19 protein-coding genes are annotated in these 16,412 nt (G+C 61.3%); 8 read left to right on the top strand and 11 right to left on the bottom strand.

All coding sequences use genetic code 11. The features are described from left to right. Nucleotides 1-26 precede the first annotated feature (26 nt). Entirely contained in the window at nucleotides 27-1,160 is a 1,134-nt protein-coding gene (earP, locus tag LOY67_RS08440; RefSeq protein WP_265066755.1) for an elongation factor P maturation arginine rhamnosyltransferase EarP, read from the bottom strand. 121 nt (nucleotides 1,161-1,281) lie between these two features. On the opposite strand from earP, the gene LOY67_RS08435 reads away from it, so the two are divergent. Then, nucleotides 1,282-1,668 (top strand): cytochrome b/b6 domain-containing protein, encoded by a 387-nt coding sequence (locus tag LOY67_RS08435; RefSeq protein WP_265066754.1) that lies wholly within the window; start codon nucleotides 1,282-1,284, stop codon nucleotides 1,666-1,668. A gap of 2 nt (nucleotides 1,669-1,670) precedes the next feature. Beyond that, nucleotides 1,671-2,153, top strand: coding sequence for a transcription elongation factor GreAB (locus LOY67_RS08430; protein WP_265066753.1), 483 nt, complete (start codon nucleotides 1,671-1,673; stop codon nucleotides 2,151-2,153). Between the two features lie 6 nt (nucleotides 2,154-2,159). Here the strand turns inward: LOY67_RS08430 and cysB are convergent, their stop codons facing one another. The 4 genes from cysB to LOY67_RS08410 all read right to left on the bottom strand — a co-directional run bounded on the left by cysB (nucleotide 2,160) and on the right by LOY67_RS08410 (nucleotide 5,715). Further along, the gene (cysB, locus tag LOY67_RS08425; protein ID WP_041020064.1) at nucleotides 2,160-3,134 is read right to left on the bottom strand and encodes an HTH-type transcriptional regulator CysB; all 975 of its coding nucleotides are present in this window, start codon (nucleotides 3,132-3,134) and stop codon (nucleotides 2,160-2,162) included. 111 nt (nucleotides 3,135-3,245) lie between these two features. Next, the gene (locus tag LOY67_RS08420) at nucleotides 3,246-3,746 is read right to left on the bottom strand and encodes a universal stress protein (protein WP_024776684.1); all 501 of its coding nucleotides are present in this window, start codon (nucleotides 3,744-3,746) and stop codon (nucleotides 3,246-3,248) included. Nucleotides 3,747-3,833: 87 nt separating this feature from the next. Next, on the bottom strand, nucleotides 3,834-4,739 hold the full coding sequence (locus tag LOY67_RS08415; RefSeq protein ID WP_265066752.1) for a 5'-nucleotidase: 906 nt from the start codon (nucleotides 4,737-4,739) through the stop codon (nucleotides 3,834-3,836). 22 nt (nucleotides 4,740-4,761) lie between these two features. Continuing rightward, complete coding sequence (locus LOY67_RS08410) at nucleotides 4,762-5,715, bottom strand: putative 2-dehydropantoate 2-reductase (RefSeq protein ID WP_265066751.1); 954 nt, start codon at nucleotides 5,713-5,715, stop codon at nucleotides 4,762-4,764. 291 nt (nucleotides 5,716-6,006) lie between these two features. Here LOY67_RS08410 and LOY67_RS08405 point away from each other — a divergent pair, with 291 nt between their 5' ends. Further along, nucleotides 6,007-7,083 (top strand): 3-deoxy-7-phosphoheptulonate synthase, encoded by a 1,077-nt coding sequence (locus LOY67_RS08405; protein WP_003183777.1) that lies wholly within the window; start codon nucleotides 6,007-6,009, stop codon nucleotides 7,081-7,083. Nucleotides 7,084-7,155: 72 nt separating this feature from the next. Here LOY67_RS08405 and LOY67_RS08400 read toward each other — a convergent pair whose 3' ends face one another. Continuing rightward, entirely contained in the window at nucleotides 7,156-7,437 is a 282-nt protein-coding gene (locus LOY67_RS08400) for a GNAT family N-acetyltransferase (protein WP_024776680.1), read from the bottom strand. A 634-nt stretch (nucleotides 7,438-8,071) separates the two neighbouring features. Between LOY67_RS08400 and oprI the strand changes: the two genes are divergently transcribed. Continuing rightward, on the top strand, nucleotides 8,072-8,323 hold the full coding sequence (oprI, locus tag LOY67_RS08395; protein ID WP_011335311.1) for an outer membrane lipoprotei OprI: 252 nt from the start codon (nucleotides 8,072-8,074) through the stop codon (nucleotides 8,321-8,323). A gap of 125 nt (nucleotides 8,324-8,448) precedes the next feature. Here the strand turns inward: oprI and LOY67_RS08390 are convergent, their stop codons facing one another. From LOY67_RS08390 to LOY67_RS08380, 3 genes are all read right to left on the bottom strand, one after another. Continuing rightward, nucleotides 8,449-9,420: a L,D-transpeptidase family protein gene (locus LOY67_RS08390; RefSeq protein WP_265066750.1), complete on the bottom strand. Its 972-nt coding sequence runs from the start codon at nucleotides 9,418-9,420 to the stop codon at nucleotides 8,449-8,451. A 233-nt stretch (nucleotides 9,421-9,653) separates the two neighbouring features. After that, on the bottom strand, nucleotides 9,654-9,947 hold the full coding sequence (locus LOY67_RS08385; protein ID WP_041020059.1) for a hypothetical protein: 294 nt from the start codon (nucleotides 9,945-9,947) through the stop codon (nucleotides 9,654-9,656). 56 nt (nucleotides 9,948-10,003) lie between these two features. Further along, nucleotides 10,004-10,609: an arylesterase gene (locus LOY67_RS08380; RefSeq protein WP_265066749.1), complete on the bottom strand. Its 606-nt coding sequence runs from the start codon at nucleotides 10,607-10,609 to the stop codon at nucleotides 10,004-10,006. Between the two features lie 10 nt (nucleotides 10,610-10,619). Between LOY67_RS08380 and LOY67_RS08375 the strand changes: the two genes are divergently transcribed. The 4 genes from LOY67_RS08375 to LOY67_RS08360 all read left to right on the top strand — a co-directional run bounded on the left by LOY67_RS08375 (nucleotide 10,620) and on the right by LOY67_RS08360 (nucleotide 15,349). Then, nucleotides 10,620-11,303, top strand: a complete 684-nt coding sequence (locus tag LOY67_RS08375) for an ABC transporter ATP-binding protein (protein WP_265066748.1) — start codon at nucleotides 10,620-10,622, stop codon at nucleotides 11,301-11,303. Further along, on the top strand, nucleotides 11,303-13,807 hold the full coding sequence (locus LOY67_RS08370; protein ID WP_265066747.1) for an ABC transporter permease: 2,505 nt from the start codon (nucleotides 11,303-11,305) through the stop codon (nucleotides 13,805-13,807). Before LOY67_RS08375 ends, LOY67_RS08370 begins: the two co-directional genes overlap by 1 nt. Nucleotides 13,808-13,841: 34 nt before the next feature. Then, entirely contained in the window at nucleotides 13,842-14,339 is a 498-nt protein-coding gene (gene greB / locus LOY67_RS08365; protein ID WP_265066746.1) for a transcription elongation factor GreB, read from the top strand. Nucleotides 14,340-14,461: 122 nt separating this feature from the next. Further along, complete coding sequence (locus LOY67_RS08360) at nucleotides 14,462-15,349, top strand: hypothetical protein (RefSeq protein ID WP_265066745.1); 888 nt, start codon at nucleotides 14,462-14,464, stop codon at nucleotides 15,347-15,349. On the opposite strand, the gene LOY67_RS08355 is transcribed toward LOY67_RS08360, so the two are convergent. Both LOY67_RS08355 and LOY67_RS08350 read right to left on the bottom strand, forming a co-directional pair. Beyond that, entirely contained in the window at nucleotides 15,336-15,644 is a 309-nt protein-coding gene (locus tag LOY67_RS08355; RefSeq protein ID WP_024776671.1) for a hypothetical protein, read from the bottom strand. The genes LOY67_RS08360 and LOY67_RS08355 overlap by 14 nt on opposite strands. Before the next feature lie 251 nt (nucleotides 15,645-15,895). Next, the gene (locus tag LOY67_RS08350; protein WP_265066744.1) at nucleotides 15,896-16,330 is read right to left on the bottom strand and encodes a DoxX family protein; all 435 of its coding nucleotides are present in this window, start codon (nucleotides 16,328-16,330) and stop codon (nucleotides 15,896-15,898) included. Nucleotides 16,331-16,412: the final 82 nt, after the last annotated feature.

The raw sequence follows: 16,412 nt of genomic DNA, 5'->3' as shown, positions 1-16,412 counted from the left end.
GGAGTGACAAAAATCTAGGCCGCGTATCATATCCAATTTCCATAAAACTTCACCAGCGCCGCGGCAAGATCGGGTCGCGAGGCCTGTTCCAGACACCACGAACGGGCATGTTCAGCCAGCGCCGGTTGCTGTTCGCAGGTGCTTTTCCAGTGTCCGGACATGTCCTGGCCGGCATTCCACGCCCGCCATAGACCGCTCATCGCTTTTTCCGCCGAATCTGGAAGGCCTTGGGTATAGAGCCTGAGGAATGCGTCGAGTTTTTCCAGATGAACGTCTTCTTCCTGCTGGTAGATATGCCAAAGGAAAGGTCGACCGGCCCATTGGGCGCGCACGAAGGAGTCTTCGCCCCGCACAGCATTGAAATCGCAGCACCAGAGCAACCGATCGTACTGATCCTGCCGGACGAACGGCAGCACCTGCACCGTCAAGGCACCGCGTCGATGCAACGCACCGACCTTGAGGTCGGCAACCCCGAGCCAACGCTCGACATCCCCCAGCACCCGCCCTTCGGGAACCAGCACATGGGACGATTGGGCATCGCCGGCCATCGTATCGAACCAGCTCGCCAGCCCGGCGTTTTCGTAGGCGAACAGCGAAATCAGCCGTGCATCCGGTGCCCGCTCGACGCCCAGCCCTTGCAGGAACGTCCGTTGCGCCGCGCTATCGTGTTGAAACTGCCGACGTCGCTCCAGCAATCCGGACTCACGCAGCAAGCCTCCAGTCCCCTCGCGGAAGCCGGGAAAGAAGAAATACTTCTGGACATGCTTGTATTTGACCGAGGGCAATCCGTGACAACCGATGACCCAGTCCTCGGCACTCAGGTAATCCAGGTTCATCCACAGTGGGGTGGTCTGGCGCGCCACCATCGCGTCCATGTAGGCGCCTGGCAACTGGCAGGCAAACGCGGCGATCACCACATCGGCGGCGTCGGCGCCCGGCCATTCCCTGGGCCAATGGCGTACATCCACGCCTTGTTGGCATTGCTCGGTCAGCGTGACGTCGATTTCCGGACACAACCGTTCGAAGGCGCGCAGGTCATCGACCCATAGCCGGACCGCGCATCGGTGCTCGGCCACCAATTGCCGGGCCAGGCGCCAGGTGACGCCGATGTCGCCAAAATTATCGACGACGGTGCAAAAAATATCCCAACGCACAGCCATTCCCGACTCCCTGTGGTAAAGGCCCGATTGTCCCGAATAAACCGATGATGCAGAAGAGCCGACGGCGATTAATCTTCATGCGACAATCACCGCCTACCCGTGCCCCTGCCAGGAAGCAGCCATGCCTGATCAGCCTCCCGCCCCGCGCCTTACAGCCTTGCAATTGACCGTCAGCATTGCCTTGGGGCTGTGGCTGGGTTTTCTCGCCATTGTGCTGACGGGCTGGCTGCTGTCGAAATTCGTCCTGGGTGAACAACTCGCTCCGGTGGCCGCCGCCGTGCACCAACTGGCGCAACCGCCGGCCGTGCAACCGCCTCCCGAACCGCAGAACCCCATGTTCGAGCAATACCAGCAGAACCTTCAGCGCAACGAGCAGCGACAGGCCCTCGACCAGGCGCGCAGCAATCCGCGCAATCAGTCCAACCCCAAGTGCCAGTTCTGGCTGGAACAGGACCGGAACGCGCCGAGCGAGAAGACCCGCGCCAACGTCCTGCAATTCTGCGATTGATCATGAATAAACAAACCGTCCACCAGTTGATCCTCGACAAGCTCAAGGTCGATCTCGACATCGCCGAACGCGCCGCGCAGACCGCCTACGAAACCGCGACCCACGAAGAAAACATCGCCGAGAACAAATACGACACCCTGGGCCTCGAAGCGTCCTACCTCGCCGCCGGGCAGGCCAGGCGCGTGGAAGAAATCCGCCAGGCCCTCGCCCTCTGCCAGAACCTGACCCTCAGGCCCTACGACGAGCAGCGCGGCATCCAGGTGGGAACCCTGATCGGGCTGGAGGATGAAGACGGGCGCCAGCAATGGCTGTTCCTGGGACCGGACGCAGCGGGGTTGAAAGTGTCGCTGGTGGGGCAACCGATCACGGTCATCACCCCCCGCTCGCCGCTGGGCCGTGGCTTGCTGGGCAAGTTCGAAGGGGATGAAGTGGAGATCGTCGTGGCGGGCGCCCGGCAACAGTTCGCTGTCACCGAGGCGATATAGCGAAGATCAGTGCACCGGCAACTCGACACCCTCGAACAGTTCTTCGAGTTCCTGCTTGTTGTGGCACTGGATGGCCTTGGCCATGACTTCCCGGGTCAGGTGCGGCGCGAACTTCTCGATGAAATCGCACATGAAACCCCGCAGGAAGGTGCCGCGACGGAAGCCGATCTTGGTCACGCTGGACTCGAACAACTCGCTGGCATCCAGCACCACCAGATCGCTGTCGAGTTTGGCATCGACAGCCATCTTCGCCACGATGCCCACGCCCAGGCCGAGGCGCACGTAGGTCTTGATCACGTCGGCGTCGGCGGCGGTGAACACCACTTTCGGCGTCAGCCCGCGATGGCTGAAGGCTTCATCGAGTTTCGAACGGCCGGTGAAGCCGAACACGTAGGTCACGATGGGGTATTCGGCCAGGGCTTCCAGGGTCAGCTTCGGCAGCTTGGTCAGCGGATGGCCCTGGGGCACGGCCACGCAACGGTTCCAGCGATAGCAGGGCATCATCACCAGGTCGCCGAACAGTTCGAGGGCTTCAGTGGCGATGGCAAAGTCCACCGTACCGTCAGCGGCCATTTCGGCAATCTGCATCGGCGAGCCCTGGTGCATGTGCAGCGCCACGTCCGGGTATTGCTTGATGAAGTTGCTGATCACCGGAGGCAGCGCATAACGCGCCTGGGTGTGGGTGGTGGCGATCGACAAGGTGCCTTTCTTCTCGTTGGAGAACTCCTGGGCGATCTGCTTGATACTTTCGACCTTGCGCAGGATCTCGCCGGCCGTGGTAATGATGCGCTCACCGGCCGGGGTCACGCGGGTCAGGTGCTTGCCGCTGCGGGCGAAGACTTCGACGCCCAGCTCGTCTTCCAATAGGCGGATCTGCTTGCTGATGCCAGGTTGCGACGTGTAGAGGCTTTGTGCGGTAGCGGAAACGTTGAGGTCGTGGTGCGCCACTTCCCAGATGTAGCGCAGTTGTTGAAGCTTCATATGTATCCCTCAAAGCAGTTGGACGCCACGGGCATCAGCGACGGTATATAACTATATGAATGGTCGTGACAATAAATCTAGAACTTTTTTATAAAAGGCCATCATTTGGCCTCAAGCTTCTCCCTGGCGCCGACGCTGCACCAGCGGCACCAGATAGACCGGCACCCGGGCCAACTGCAAAACCCGGGCGGCAGTCCTGCCCAGGGGCGTTTCACCGCTTGCCCCCTGGCAATGACTGCCAACGATCAGCAAATCGACAGAGAGTTTCGCCGCCTGTTCGAGAATGACCTGGGAAGGATCGCCCTGAAACACCCTGACCGACCTGATCAGCTTCAAATCCTGCTGCCCCTCCCCCAGCTCCTCGCGAAAGCTGTCGAGAACCCGCTGCTCGATATTGGCCATCACCGTATTCAGACCCTGGCGATGAAATTCGTTCAGCGCCTGCTCGTCGAGATAGCTTTGTAACACCGATTCGGCGAACAGCCCCATCGGTTCCACCGCATGCACCACATACAACTCGGCTTCAAACGTCCGTGCCAACGCCAAGGCATGCTGCATCACATAAGGGGCATAGAGCCCCAAGTCTGTGGCGTACAGCATCGAGCGAATCATGTGACCTCCTCGCGTGCCAGAATGGCGGAGATGGATTCAGCTTAGCAGTGCCTTGGGGAGTGCGACGGGCCTTGAAAAACCGGACGGTCAGGGCTTCACTTCGTTACTGATGCCATGGGGCACATGGCCGGTGGCGACCACTTCGCGAGCCAGTTCGCAATGGCCCGTCTGGTCGTCGAAAAACACGTCGGCAGCAAACGCTTCTAGGAACGCGGACTTGGTCAGGCCGCCGAGAAACAGCGATTCGTCCAGGCGGATGTCCCACTCGCGCAAGGTCCGGATGACCCGCTCGTGGGCCGGCGCCGAACGGGCGGTGACCAGCGCCGTGCGGATCGGGCAGGCATCCTCCGGGAACTCGCGTTGCAAGGCATTAAGCGCCGCCAGGAAGCCCTTGAATGGCCCGCCCCGCAATGGCTCGCGGGCGGACTGCCGTTCGCTGGCCTGGAACGCCTCGAGACCACCGGTCTGATAGATGCGCTCCGACTCATCGGAGAACAGCACCGCATCGCCATCGAAGGCAATGCGCAGCTCCTCACTGGCGGCGCGGCTGGCACCGCCCGACAGAATGGTGGCCGCGGCAAAGCCGGCGTCCAGGGCACTGCGTACATCTTCGGCGTGGGTGGACAGGAAAAGATCGCAGCCGAACGCCTTGAGATAAGGATAAGGGCTGCGCCCGCCGACGAACGCGGCGCGGGAGATCGCCAAGCCATAGTGATGGATCGAGTTGAACACCCGCAGGCCCGTGTCGGCGCTGTTGCGCGACACCAGGACCACCTCGACCCGGGCACGCCCCAGGTGCTCGTTGAGGCTCAGCAGTTTCTGTACAAGGGCGAACGCATCGCCGGGTTCGAGGACTTCGTCTTCATGCTCGATCTGGTACTGCCGATAGGCCTCGACGCCATTCGACAGGTACACCTTGTGGCTTTCACTCAGGTCGAACAGCGCCCGCGACGAAATCGCCAGCACCAGTTTGTCATCGATGTTGCTTGCCATGTCGCTCCCCCCCTTCGCCCGATCAGCGGTTGCGCCGATCCATGAACGCCAACGCCTGATACAAGGCTTCGATTTTCGGCAGCTCACACCCCGCCGCTTTCGCCGACGCCAAGGGCCGGCCATAGATCGCCTCCAGTTCCAGCGTGCGCTTGTGGGAATAATCGTGATGCATGCTCGGCCAGTAATCGGGCATCTTTTCGGTCATCGCGAACAAATATCCGGCGTAATCCGGTGCAATGTGATGGCCGCAAGCCTGGGCGCCGCGCACCACTTCGGCCATCAGTGCCTGGATCAGACCGCGGCTGTGATCGTCCGCCATCAGCGGCGTGGTGCTGGCCCCCAGCAGCACCGAAAGACCGTTGTAGGGCACGTTCCACACCAGTTTCTGCCAGCGCGCCTGTTGCAAGTCGGGCATCGCCTGGGAATCCACGCCGGCGGCACGGAACAGCCCTGCCGCCGCCTCGACCACTGCCATGCGCTCAGCCTGATCGCGGCAAGGGCCACTGTGATAACCGATGTTGACCGAACCAAGGGCCTGATGGGCGATGACGCCCGGGCCGACACGGTGCACGCAGATCAGGCACAAGCCGCCCAACAGATGCAGTGACTCAGGCAGCAAGGGCCGAAGCGCCTCTTCGACATCGAGGCCGTTCTGCAGCAGCAGGACCTTCGCACCGTCAGCCGCCGCCTGGACGATGGCCGGGGCCAGGTCGGCGTTGCTGGTGGTCTTGGCGCCAACCAGCAGCCAGTCGCAGGGCGGCATGTCCGCCGCGTTGCAATACGCCTGGACCGGGTCGAGGCTCAAGGGGCCGTGGACCGCACTATCGATACGCAAGCCGTTCTCGGCCACCGCGCCGAATTCGCTGCGCAATAAAAAGTGCACATCGAAGCCGGCGCGCGCCAGCATCACCCCGTAGAACCCGCCGATTGCCCCGGTACCGATCATCCCGATCCGCGGTTTTACGCCTGCCTGCATCTTTACGACTCCTCAGGTGGAACTGTCCGCCCCCATCATTACACAGCACCCTTGTGGTGAGGGAGCAGGCTCCCTTGCCACAATGTAAATCCAGACGGAGTCGAAGAACGACCCTGCAAGACTCACTTCCGGCGCTTTTCCCCAGCCAATAGGGGATTAAACCCCGTCCTGCCCATTGTCGAGCAGCCTCGTAACGCGATAAGGTTCGGCTCCCCGACGCGCTTAAATCCGCTGTGCACCGCCGCGCGGGGATCGCTGGCGGCCGGCACCCGTGACCTGACGAGTAACACGATGGCTGATTTACCGATCAATGACCTTAACGTCGCCTCCAACGAGACCCTCATCACGCCTGACCAGCTCAAGCGCGATATTCCCCTGAGCGACGCTGCCCTGCGCACCGTGACCAAGGGGCGGGAAGTCATTCGCAACATTCTCGACGGCACCGACCATCGCCTGTTCGTGGTCATCGGGCCCTGCTCGATCCATGACATCAAGGCTGCCCACGAATATGCCGAGCGCCTGAAAGTGCTGGCAGCGGAAGTCTCCGATACCTTGTATCTGGTCATGCGGGTGTATTTCGAGAAACCGCGGACCACCGTCGGCTGGAAAGGCCTGATCAACGACCCGTACCTGGACGACTCGTTCAAGATCCAGGATGGCTTGCACATCGGTCGCCAACTGCTGCTGGACCTGGCCGAAATGGGCCTGCCCACCGCGACCGAAGCCCTGGACCCGATCTCCCCGCAATACCTGCAGGACCTGATCAGCTGGTCGGCCATCGGCGCGCGCACCACCGAATCCCAGACCCACCGTGAGATGGCCTCCGGCCTGTCTTCGGCCGTGGGCTTCAAGAACGGCACCGACGGCGGCCTCACCGTCGCCATCAACGCCCTGCAATCGGTTTCCAGCCCTCACCGCTTCCTCGGCATCAACCAGGAAGGCGGCGTGTCGATCGTCACCACCAAGGGCAACGCCTACGGTCACGTGGTGCTGCGCGGTGGCAACGGCAAGCCGAACTACGACTCGGTCAGCGTCGCGCTATGTGAACAGGCGCTGAACAAGGCGAAGATCAAGCCGAACATCATGGTCGACTGCAGCCACGCCAACTCCAACAAGGACCCGGCACTGCAACCCCTGGTGATGGAGAACGTGGCCAACCAGATTCTGGAAGGCAACCAGTCGATTATCGGCCTGATGGTCGAGAGCCACCTGAACTGGGGCTGCCAGGCGATCCCGAAAGACCTTGCGGATTTGCAGTACGGCGTCTCCATCACCGACGCCTGCATCGACTGGAGTGCGACCGAGAACACCCTGCGCAGCATGCACGCCAAACTCAAGGACGTGCTGCCAAAGCGTCAGCGCAGTTGATCGACCGTTCCACCGCACCAAAAAAAACGCCGGGTTTTCGACCCGGCGTTTTTTATTGTGGAATCCGTTGCGTCAGAGCTTTGCCGCGTGCCGCTGGTGACGCTCCATATAGCGCTCCACGTAGGAGCAGGACGGGATCACCGTGTAGCCCATGTCTTCGGCGTACTGCAGCGCCTTTTCGGTCAGTGCTGCCGCAATCCCCCTGCCGCGCAGGGCGTTGGGCACGAACGTCCGATAGATATCCAGGGTCTGTTTACCCAGGTCCATATAGGTCAGATAGGCACGATGACCGTCCACAGTGGTCTCGAACTGATGACCAGCCTGGTCATGGTGGATGGACAACGCCTCGCTCATCACTACTCCTCGCGGGTCTGAATGCTGACCCCTACCTTACCGATGTTTTTCCGGCGAAGGAACATCTACGCCACCCCGTGCCTGTCCGGTCACCGAGCGCAAAAAACCAATCACTCAAACCCGAGCACGTCGTGAATAGTAGGCACCAATGACGCAAATGCTCAAGGTACACCTGTCATCGGAGGGCAGACCCGTCGGATTTAGCGATTTGAACGCTACCTTTGCGCTGAAGTCAGCGAAGGCGCAATAGCTGAACATCGCCAGTTGTTGAGTCTTGAGACGAGCGTGCGTAGTTAAAGTCACCTGCCCTACCAATAAAGATGCCCGGGACGCTGCGCAAAAAATGAACAAAAGTGTAGACGAATCAATAACCCGCGACTTTAGCGACCCCGGTAGAGTTCCTCTCGCCAGCGGAACTTTTCTGCACTGACGCGCTCCATTCAAGGGCTTGGCCCTGTATATTTTTTAAACAACAGCAAGAAAAGTTGCTTGAAAAAGAATCACCGCCTACAATTTTTTTGCTTCTTGCGCTACGTCAGTTTACTTACTACAAGTAATGGGTAGTATGTACGCCGGCTAACTCCTCACTCTGAGGAGACAGTCACTAAATAGAAAGTCCTTGAAGGGGAACACGATGAACAACGTTCTGAAATTCTCTGCTCTGGCCCTGGCCGCAGTTCTGGCTACCGGTTGCAGCAGCGCATCGAAAGAAACCGAAGCACGTCTGACTGCCACCGAAGACGCAGCAGCTCGCGCCCAAGCTCGTGCAGACGAAGCCTACCGTAAAGCTGATGAAGCTCTGGCTGCTGCTCAAAAAGCACAACAGACTGCTGACGAAGCTAACGAGCGTGCTCTGCGCATGCTGGAAAAAGCTAGCCGCAAGTAATAGTCCTTCGGGATTGTTATCGAGCCGACCCATTTTTTGGGTCGGCTTTTTTATTGCCCGGTGTTTTCCCCAGGCAATAAAAAACCCGCCGGCATCGCAAAACGCCGGCGGGTCGAAACAGGACCTTACTGCTGCAGGTCGATCGGTGCGCTCGAGACCATCGGCGCCGAAGCATTCGGAACAGCGATCTCTACCGGCAGGCCGTCTTCGGCGGCCACTACGTCACGCACCACATTCCAGTCCATGCGCAGGTTGCTGGTGATGTCTTCACGCTTGAGCATCGCGTTGATCACCGCGGTGTGCTTGTCCACCACCGATGGGTTGCCCTTGTCGTCCAGCGGTGTATGGGCTTCCAGGTAAACCTTGCCGCCGCTCAGGCCCAGCTTGTACGGATCGTTGATGATCCGCACCGACGTGCCCACCGGGACCATGCCGGCCATTTGCAGGACGTTGTTGTTGAACATCCGGAAGCAGCCGTGACTGGTGCGCATACCGATGCCGAATTTCTTGTTCGAACCATGGATCAGGTAACCCGGGGTGCCCAGGGTGAACTTGAAGGGGCCCAGCGGGTTATCCGGGCCGGCAGGCACTACATTCGGCAGCGGGTCGCCATCGGCGGCATGTTCGGCCTTGATCGAGGCCGGCGGGGTCCACGTCGGGTTAGGTGTCTTGGCGGTGATGGTCGTGTGGGCGATGGGCGAGCCCCAACCTTCACGGCCGATCCCCAGCGGGAAGGTGTAGACCACATTCTTGCCCTTGGGGAAGTAGTAGAGGCGGTACTCGGCAAGGTTGATCACGATGCCTTCGCGCGGGCCTGGCGGCAGGATGAAACGGGTCGGCAGTACAACCTCGGTGCCAGCGCCCGGCAACCAGGGGTCGACGCCCGGGTTGGCGGCGACCATCTCGCTGTAACCCAGGTCATAGGTCGTGCCCAGGTCGGCGAAGGTGTCTTCGTACTTGGCCTTGATTACCTGCACCTGGCCGACGATGTCTTCGCCCGGTGGTGGCAGAGGCAGCTCCAATGCGGCAACAGGGCCCGCCACACACAGGGCGGCAAGAGACAGGCAGCGGGCGACGGCAGGCAAGCGCAGCAACATCCGGGACATCCTTCGCAGATCGAACAGAGGGTATGAAAACGGCGATTGTACACCGCAGCCCGGTATTACGGGGAGAGCGGCGATGGGGCATCCGATACACTGCCGTCCACCAAAAAACCTGTGGGCGCGAGCCTGCTCGCGAAAGCGGTGGGTCAGCTTGCATCGATGTTGGATGTGCAGGCGTCATCGCGAGCAGGCTCGCTCCCACAGGGGGCATGTTTGAATCCTGGGGACTACAGCTCGAACCGCAGCTCCGGCCAGATCGGTGAGGTGCCGCGCTTCTGGGACTCGAGGATCGCCCGGCACAGCGAGCACAGGCGATGGTCCTGGAATATCCGGCGATCAACGCCAGACCAGCGCGGCTGGGCCGGCAGCAAGCTGCCGCAGAGCGTCCGGTCCGCCGAGCCGCCGAGTTCCAGTTGCCGGGTCACCAGATGCACCCGCACTTCCTGGCAGGCGAACAGGTCCAGCTGTTCGTCAGGCTCGATCAGTTGATAGGCAAACAGGGACCAGGCGGGACGCGGCATCGGGGGCTCCAGATCGGGGGCGCCACATTAGCCGAAAGACCGCCTGTAGAAAAGCGTCAAAGCAGCGGTTTCAGTGTCGGCCAGACATTTTCCAGCAACTTGCCCTGAGCCGCGACGGACGGGTGCAATCCGTCGCCCTGCATCATCCCCGGGACCCCACCGATGTCCTGGAGGAAAAACGGCACCAGCGGCACTTTTTTCTCATCGGCCAGGGTGCTGTAGACCTTGGCGAAAGCGTCGGTGTAGCGCCGACCGTAATTGGGTGGCAGTTGCATACCGAGCAGCAGCACCTTCGCACCGCTGGCGCGGGAGCTGTCGATCATCGCTGCAAGGTTTTGTTGCAATTGTGTTGGCGGCTGCCCGCGCAAGCCATCGTTGCCGCCCAACTCCAGGATCACCAGGTCCGGCTTATGGGCTGCAAGCAGCGCCGGCAGCCGCGCCTGGCCTCCCGCACTGGTGTCGCCGCTGATGGACGCATTGACCACTTTGTCGTCAAAACCCTCGGCCTTGAGCCGTTGTTCGAGCAATGACACCCAGCCTTGCCGGGTATCCAGGCCGAAAGCCGCGCTGATACTATCGCCAACGATCAGGACTGTACCCGCCGCTGCGTTCTGGGCCATGCACATCAAGGCCAGGCCGGCACTCAAAAACCACACACGCATCGGATTCTCCATGGGCTCAAGCATTCTCACCGCGAAGGACCTTAGCAAAGTGGTTCCCAGCGCGGAAGGTGAACTGACCATCCTGCACGAACTCAGCCTGGAACTGAACAAGGGCGACAGCCTGGCCATTGTCGGCGCGTCCGGTTCCGGCAAATCCACTCTCCTGGGCCTGCTGGCCGGCCTGGACCTGCCCAGCAACGGTGAAGTGACCCTTGCCGGACAGGCCCTCAGTGCGCTGGACGAAGACCAGCGGGCGCGGATCCGCGCCGAGCACGTCGGCTTCGTCTTCCAGTCGTTCCAACTGCTCGACAGCCTCAATGCGCTGGAAAACGTCATGCTGCCGCTGGAGCTGGACGGCCGAAAAGACGCCCGCGAACGCGCCACGGAACTGTTGCAACGGGTCGGCCTGGGCCAGCGCCTGACCCACTCGCCCCGCCAACTCTCTGGTGGCGAGCAGCAGCGCGTGGCGATTGCCCGCGCCTTCGCCGCCGAGCCCGACGTGCTGTTTGCCGACGAACCCACCGGCAACCTCGACAGCCACACCGGCGAGCGCATCAGCGATCTTTTGTTCGAACTGAACAAGGAAAGCGGCACGACCCTGGTGCTGGTCACCCATGACGAACGCCTGGCCCATCGTTGCCGGCGCCTGATCCGACTTGAAGCCGGCCAGATGGTCGCGCCCCTGGAGCCTTGATGGCACGCTTGCCGCTGTTGCGCCTGTTCAGTCTCGCTGTCCGTCAATTACTGCGCGACGCCCGCGCCGGCGAATTGCGAGTGTTGTTCTTCGCCTTGCTGGTGGCGGTGGCGGCAAGCACCGCCATCGGTTACTTCGGCGCCCGCCTCAATGGCGCGATGATGATGCGCGCCACCGAATTCCTCGGCGCGGACCTGCTGCTCGAAGGCAGCTCGCCTGCCCGTCCCGAACAGATCCGCAGCGGCACCGAGCTGGGCCTGGAGCATGCCCGTGTGGTGGAGTTCTCCAGCGTCGTCGCCACCGACAACGGCATCCAGCTTTCCAGCGTCAAGGCTGCCGATGACCTCTACCCGTTGCGCGGCGAGTTGAAAAGCGCCCCTTCCCCCTTCGCCCCGGAAGAAACCGGTGGACGACCGAACCCGGGCGAGGCGTGGGTCGAAGCCCGGCTGCTGACCGCCCTGGACCTGAAGATCGGCGATAGCATCGACGTCGGCAATACCACCTTGCGCCTGGTCCGGGTGCTGACCTATGAGCCGGATCGTGCCGGCAATTTCTACAGCCTCACGCCCCGGGTCATGATCAACCTCAAGGACCTGGAGGCCACCGGCGTGGTACAGCCCGGCAGCCGAGTCAGCTATCGTGACCTGTGGCGAGGCCCGGCGTCCGCCCTGCAAACCTATCGCGACCTGATCAAACCAGGCCTGGAAGCCAACCAGCGCCTGCAGGATGCCCGCGACGGCAACCGGCAGATCGGTGGCGCCCTGGGCAAGGCCGAGCGCTACCTGAACATGGCCAGCCTGGTGGCGGTGCTGCTGTCCGGCGTCGCGGTCGCCCTCTCCGCCAACCGTTTCGCCACCCGCCGTTTCGACGCCAGTGCGCTGCTGCGCTGCCTGGGCCTGTCACGTCGGGAAACCATGGCGCTGTTCAGCCTGCAATTGACGGTGCTGGGCCTGCTGGCGAGCCTCAGCGGCGCCCTGCTCGGTTGGATCGCCCAGTTGGGACTGTTCGCCCTGCTCCATGACCTGCTCCCCACCACCGTACCGCCCGGCGGCCTGCTGCCGGCCATCGCCGGGATCGGCACCGGGCTGGTGGCGCTGGCGGGGTTCGCCCTGCCACCCCTGGCCGCGTTAGGGCGGGTGCCGCCGTTGCGCGTATTGCGCCGGGACATGCTGCCCATCCCGTCCAGTACCTGGGCGGTCTATGGTGCCGCGCTGGGTGCCCTTGGCCTGATCATGTGGCGCCTGAGCCTGGACCTGGTGCTGACCTTCGCCCTGCTCGGCGGTGGCGTCGTTGCCGCGCTGGTACTCGGCGGCCTGCTGTTGCTGCTGCTTCAAAGCCTGCGCCGGATGCTCGCCCGCGCTTCCCTGCCCTCGCGACTGGGGCTCGGCCAATTGCTGCGCCATCCCCTGGCGGCGGCCGGCCAGGCATTGGCATTCGGCCTGATCCTGTTGTCCATGGCGTTGATCGCACTGTTGCGCGGTGAGTTGCTGGACACCTGGCAAAACCAACTGCCGAAAAATGCCCCGAACTACTTCGCCCTGAACATCCTGCCCAATGACAAGCAGGCCTTCACCGACAAGCTGTTGCAGTTGTCGGCACAATCGGCCCCGCTCTATCCCGTGGTGCCGGGGCGGCTCATCAGCATCAACGGCGAACCGGCCAAGGAGTTTGTCACCAAGGATTCGGCCGGGGACCGGGCACTGCAGCGCGACCTGAGCCTGACCTGGGCCGCGGACTTGCCGGAAGGAAACGTCGTCACGGCCGGGAACTGGTGGCCACAGCAACCACCGGACGATATACCGGGGGTTTCGGTGGAGGGCAAAGTGGCCGAAAACCTGCAGATCAAACTGGGCGACCGGCTGGTGTTCAGCGTGGGGGGCGTCAACCGCGAAGCGAAGGTCACCAGCCTGCGGGAGATCAATTGGGACAACTTCCAGCCCAACTTCTTCATGATCTTCCAACCCGGCACCCTGAAGGACCTGCCGGCCACCTACCTCACCAGCTTCTATCTGGCCGCCGGTCACGATCAGCAGATTGTCGACCTGTCCCGGGCCTTCCCGGCGGTGACGATCCTGCAGGTCGAAGCCTTGCTGCAGCAACTGCGCAGCATTCTGGCCCAGGTGACCCTGGCGGTGGAGTACGTGCTGCTGTTCGTGTTGGCGGCGGGCATGGCCGTGCTGTTCTCCGGCCTGCAGGCCACCCTGGATGAACGGATTCGTCAAGGCGCGCTGTTGCGGGCCCTGGGCGCCGAGCGGCCCTTGCTGGTGAAAGCCCGACGCATTGAATTCGGCCTGTTGGGTGCGGTCAGCGGGTTGCTGGCGGCCCTGGGTTCGGAACTGGTCAGCCTGGTGCTCTACCGTTACGCCTTCGACCTGCCCTGGCATCCGCATCCATGGCTGCTGATGCTGCCGTTGGCAGGCGCCTTGCTGATCGGCGCAGCGGGGGTGTTCGGCACCCGTCGGGCGCTCAACGCCAGCCCGCTGACAGTGTTGCGCGAGGGTTGATAGACTCCCGTCCTCACCACCACAAGAAGTTGCCATGAGCCGTTATCGCCCACCTCGCACCGCCGGCACCGCGCTGATCACCCCCGAGGGCGAGGCGCGGATGCGCGCCGAATTCCATGAGCTCTGGCATGTACGCCGCCCGCAAGTGACCCAGGCCGTCAGCGAAGCGGCGGCCCAGGGGGATCGCTCGGAAAATGCCGAATACACCTACGGCAAGAAAATGCTGCGTGAAATCGACAGCCGCGTCCGCTTCCTCACCAAGCGCCTGGAAGCACTCAAAGTTGTCAGTGACAAACCCAGCGACCCGAACAAGGTGTACTTCGGCGCCTGGGTCACGGTCGAGGATGAGGACGGCAATGAGGCCCGCTATCGCATCGTCGGGCCTGACGAGCTGGATTTGAAACAGAACCTGATCAGCATCGATTCGCCGCTGGCGCGAGCACTGATTGGCAAGGCCCTGGACGCTGAAGTCAGGGTGCAGACACCGACGGGCGAGAAACTGGTGTACATCGTGGATATCAGTTATCCATAAGCCGCCCGCCTGAAACATCCCAGCAAACTTGAATCTTTGACAAGCTTACAGCGCTGCGCAAAATGACTGGCGCACGCTGCGTCGTGCCTTTCGCCCAGAACATTATTCAAGGATGAATAATCATGAAAGTTACCCACCATGGATTGGACTGCTGGATGTACAACACCCCTCAGTTGTACAAACTGCGTATCGACGAACTTATTCTGCCCGGCACCCATGACTCCGGCGCAGACAAGAAAGCGTCCAACTTTACGTTACCCCAGGAAAAAACCCAGGACGTGCCGATCATCGAGCAGATCCTGGCAGGCTTTCGCGTGCTCGACCTGCGCGTGGTGTTCTCCGCCAATGCTCCCGTCGGCAGCGACAAACGCTTTCAATTGTTTCACCTCGCCTCCTCCGGACGCACGGTGGGCGACGACGTTCTGGCGTCGTTGAATGCTTTTTACGATGACCCCGACAACAAGGCCGCCAGGGCAAAAGAAATCGTTATCTTGAATTTTCATAAGTTCAAGCATTTCAATCGAGCCATCCACCGGGAATTGCACAGGCTGATCAATTCAAAAATCGGGCAACGATTGATCCCGCGAAACTGGCGGCGTTCAACACTGGGCGATATATGGACCCATCGTCCAGAGAGAACAGTTGTTATTTCCTATAACCATCGCGTCAGGGCAAAGTACTGGAAAGGCGTGGAGCATCAATGGAGCGGTCGGAATCTGAACACCACCGCGGACTTGAAGACATTCATGGACGAGCAATCCAGCAGGAAGAAACCCGACTTCCTGTTGCGCTCGATACAATGCGCCAAATATGTGCTGCCCTTTCATCTTCCCGACGACTTCAGTCAGAAGATAGATGAATGGTTCGAGTCCAGGGATATCAACAGCTATATCCAGCGCTTCCACATCATCAACACCGACTGGTCGACCCGCAGCCGAATTGTATTCAACTGCATGCACGCCAACGGACTCAGGGCGATGACCAGGCCAGACAGCCTCAACGCCGGGTGATCAGCCCTTGCCGCGCCACACGGGTCAACTGCCGGATCATCTCAGGAGCATCCGCTGCGCTGGGCGACTGAATGACCGCCAGATCGAAACTGTCGTTGGCAAAACGCGCCAGGGACTCGCCGTCTTCGACGAACTGGATCAGGAACGCCGCGGGCCCGTGGCTGCGTCGCGGCCAGCCGTCGAGATAGCGCAACAGCGTTGGCTGATGGGTACCGCCCAAAAGGATTTTTGGATTGCGTTGCAGAAGGCTCGCCGTGATCGGCGCAAGACGTACAAGGGGGCTGGGTGCGTTCATCGTGTCGTGTCTCTGCCTCAAAAAGTCTGCATGGCAGGTGAGAGGCAACACCGAACCAGCGCTTTAGCGGTATTTCGAAGCCTGTTCCAGGCTTCTGACGGTGACTGGATGAGTCACCTGGCGCCCCGCAAGTAGCTGTTTAAATCGGCGCATGAGCAGCATCCTAGAGAAGCCGACGGGCCAGTGTCAAGAATCTGCGCTCACAAAAAAGGCCCGTACCAGACGGGCCCTTCGGCGGTTCGACGCGACGATCAGCCGGCGATGGCGCGGTCGACCGACAGCTTGCCTGCCCCTTCGATCAACACCGCAATGCTCGCGGCCAGCAACGCCAGGGCAAACTCATAACCGTTGTTGGCCATGAACAGGCCGTTGCCGATGTGCACGGAAAAAATTGCCACCAGGGACAGGACGGACAGCCCCAGTGCCGCCGGACGAGCCAGCAGGCCAATGATCAAGGCCAGTCCGGCGAAAAACTCGGTGCCACCGGCCAATGTGGCCATCACGTAACCCGGTGTCAGGCCGATGCTTTCCATCCACTGCGCGGTGCCCGCCAGGCCATAGCCACCGAACAGACCGAAGAGTTTCTGCGAGCCGTGAGCAGCGAAAATGACACCGACCGCAATGCGCAGGACGGTCAGGCCGTAGCCGGCACGGGTAGACAGGATTTTGTTGATGAAGGAGCTCATAGGTTCGTTTCCTTGGGAATGTAGGGTTGGCCGCCATATTAATCAGTAAAACTCATGTGAAAAGCGCAAAAAATCCGTTATA

This window comes from Pseudomonas sp. B21-056 (genome assembly GCF_026016325.1).
Taxonomy (GTDB): Bacteria; Pseudomonadota; Gammaproteobacteria; order Pseudomonadales; family Pseudomonadaceae; genus Aquipseudomonas.
The sequence above is the reverse complement of the archived record's forward strand: the minus strand, read 5'-3'. Positions and strand labels throughout refer to the sequence as shown.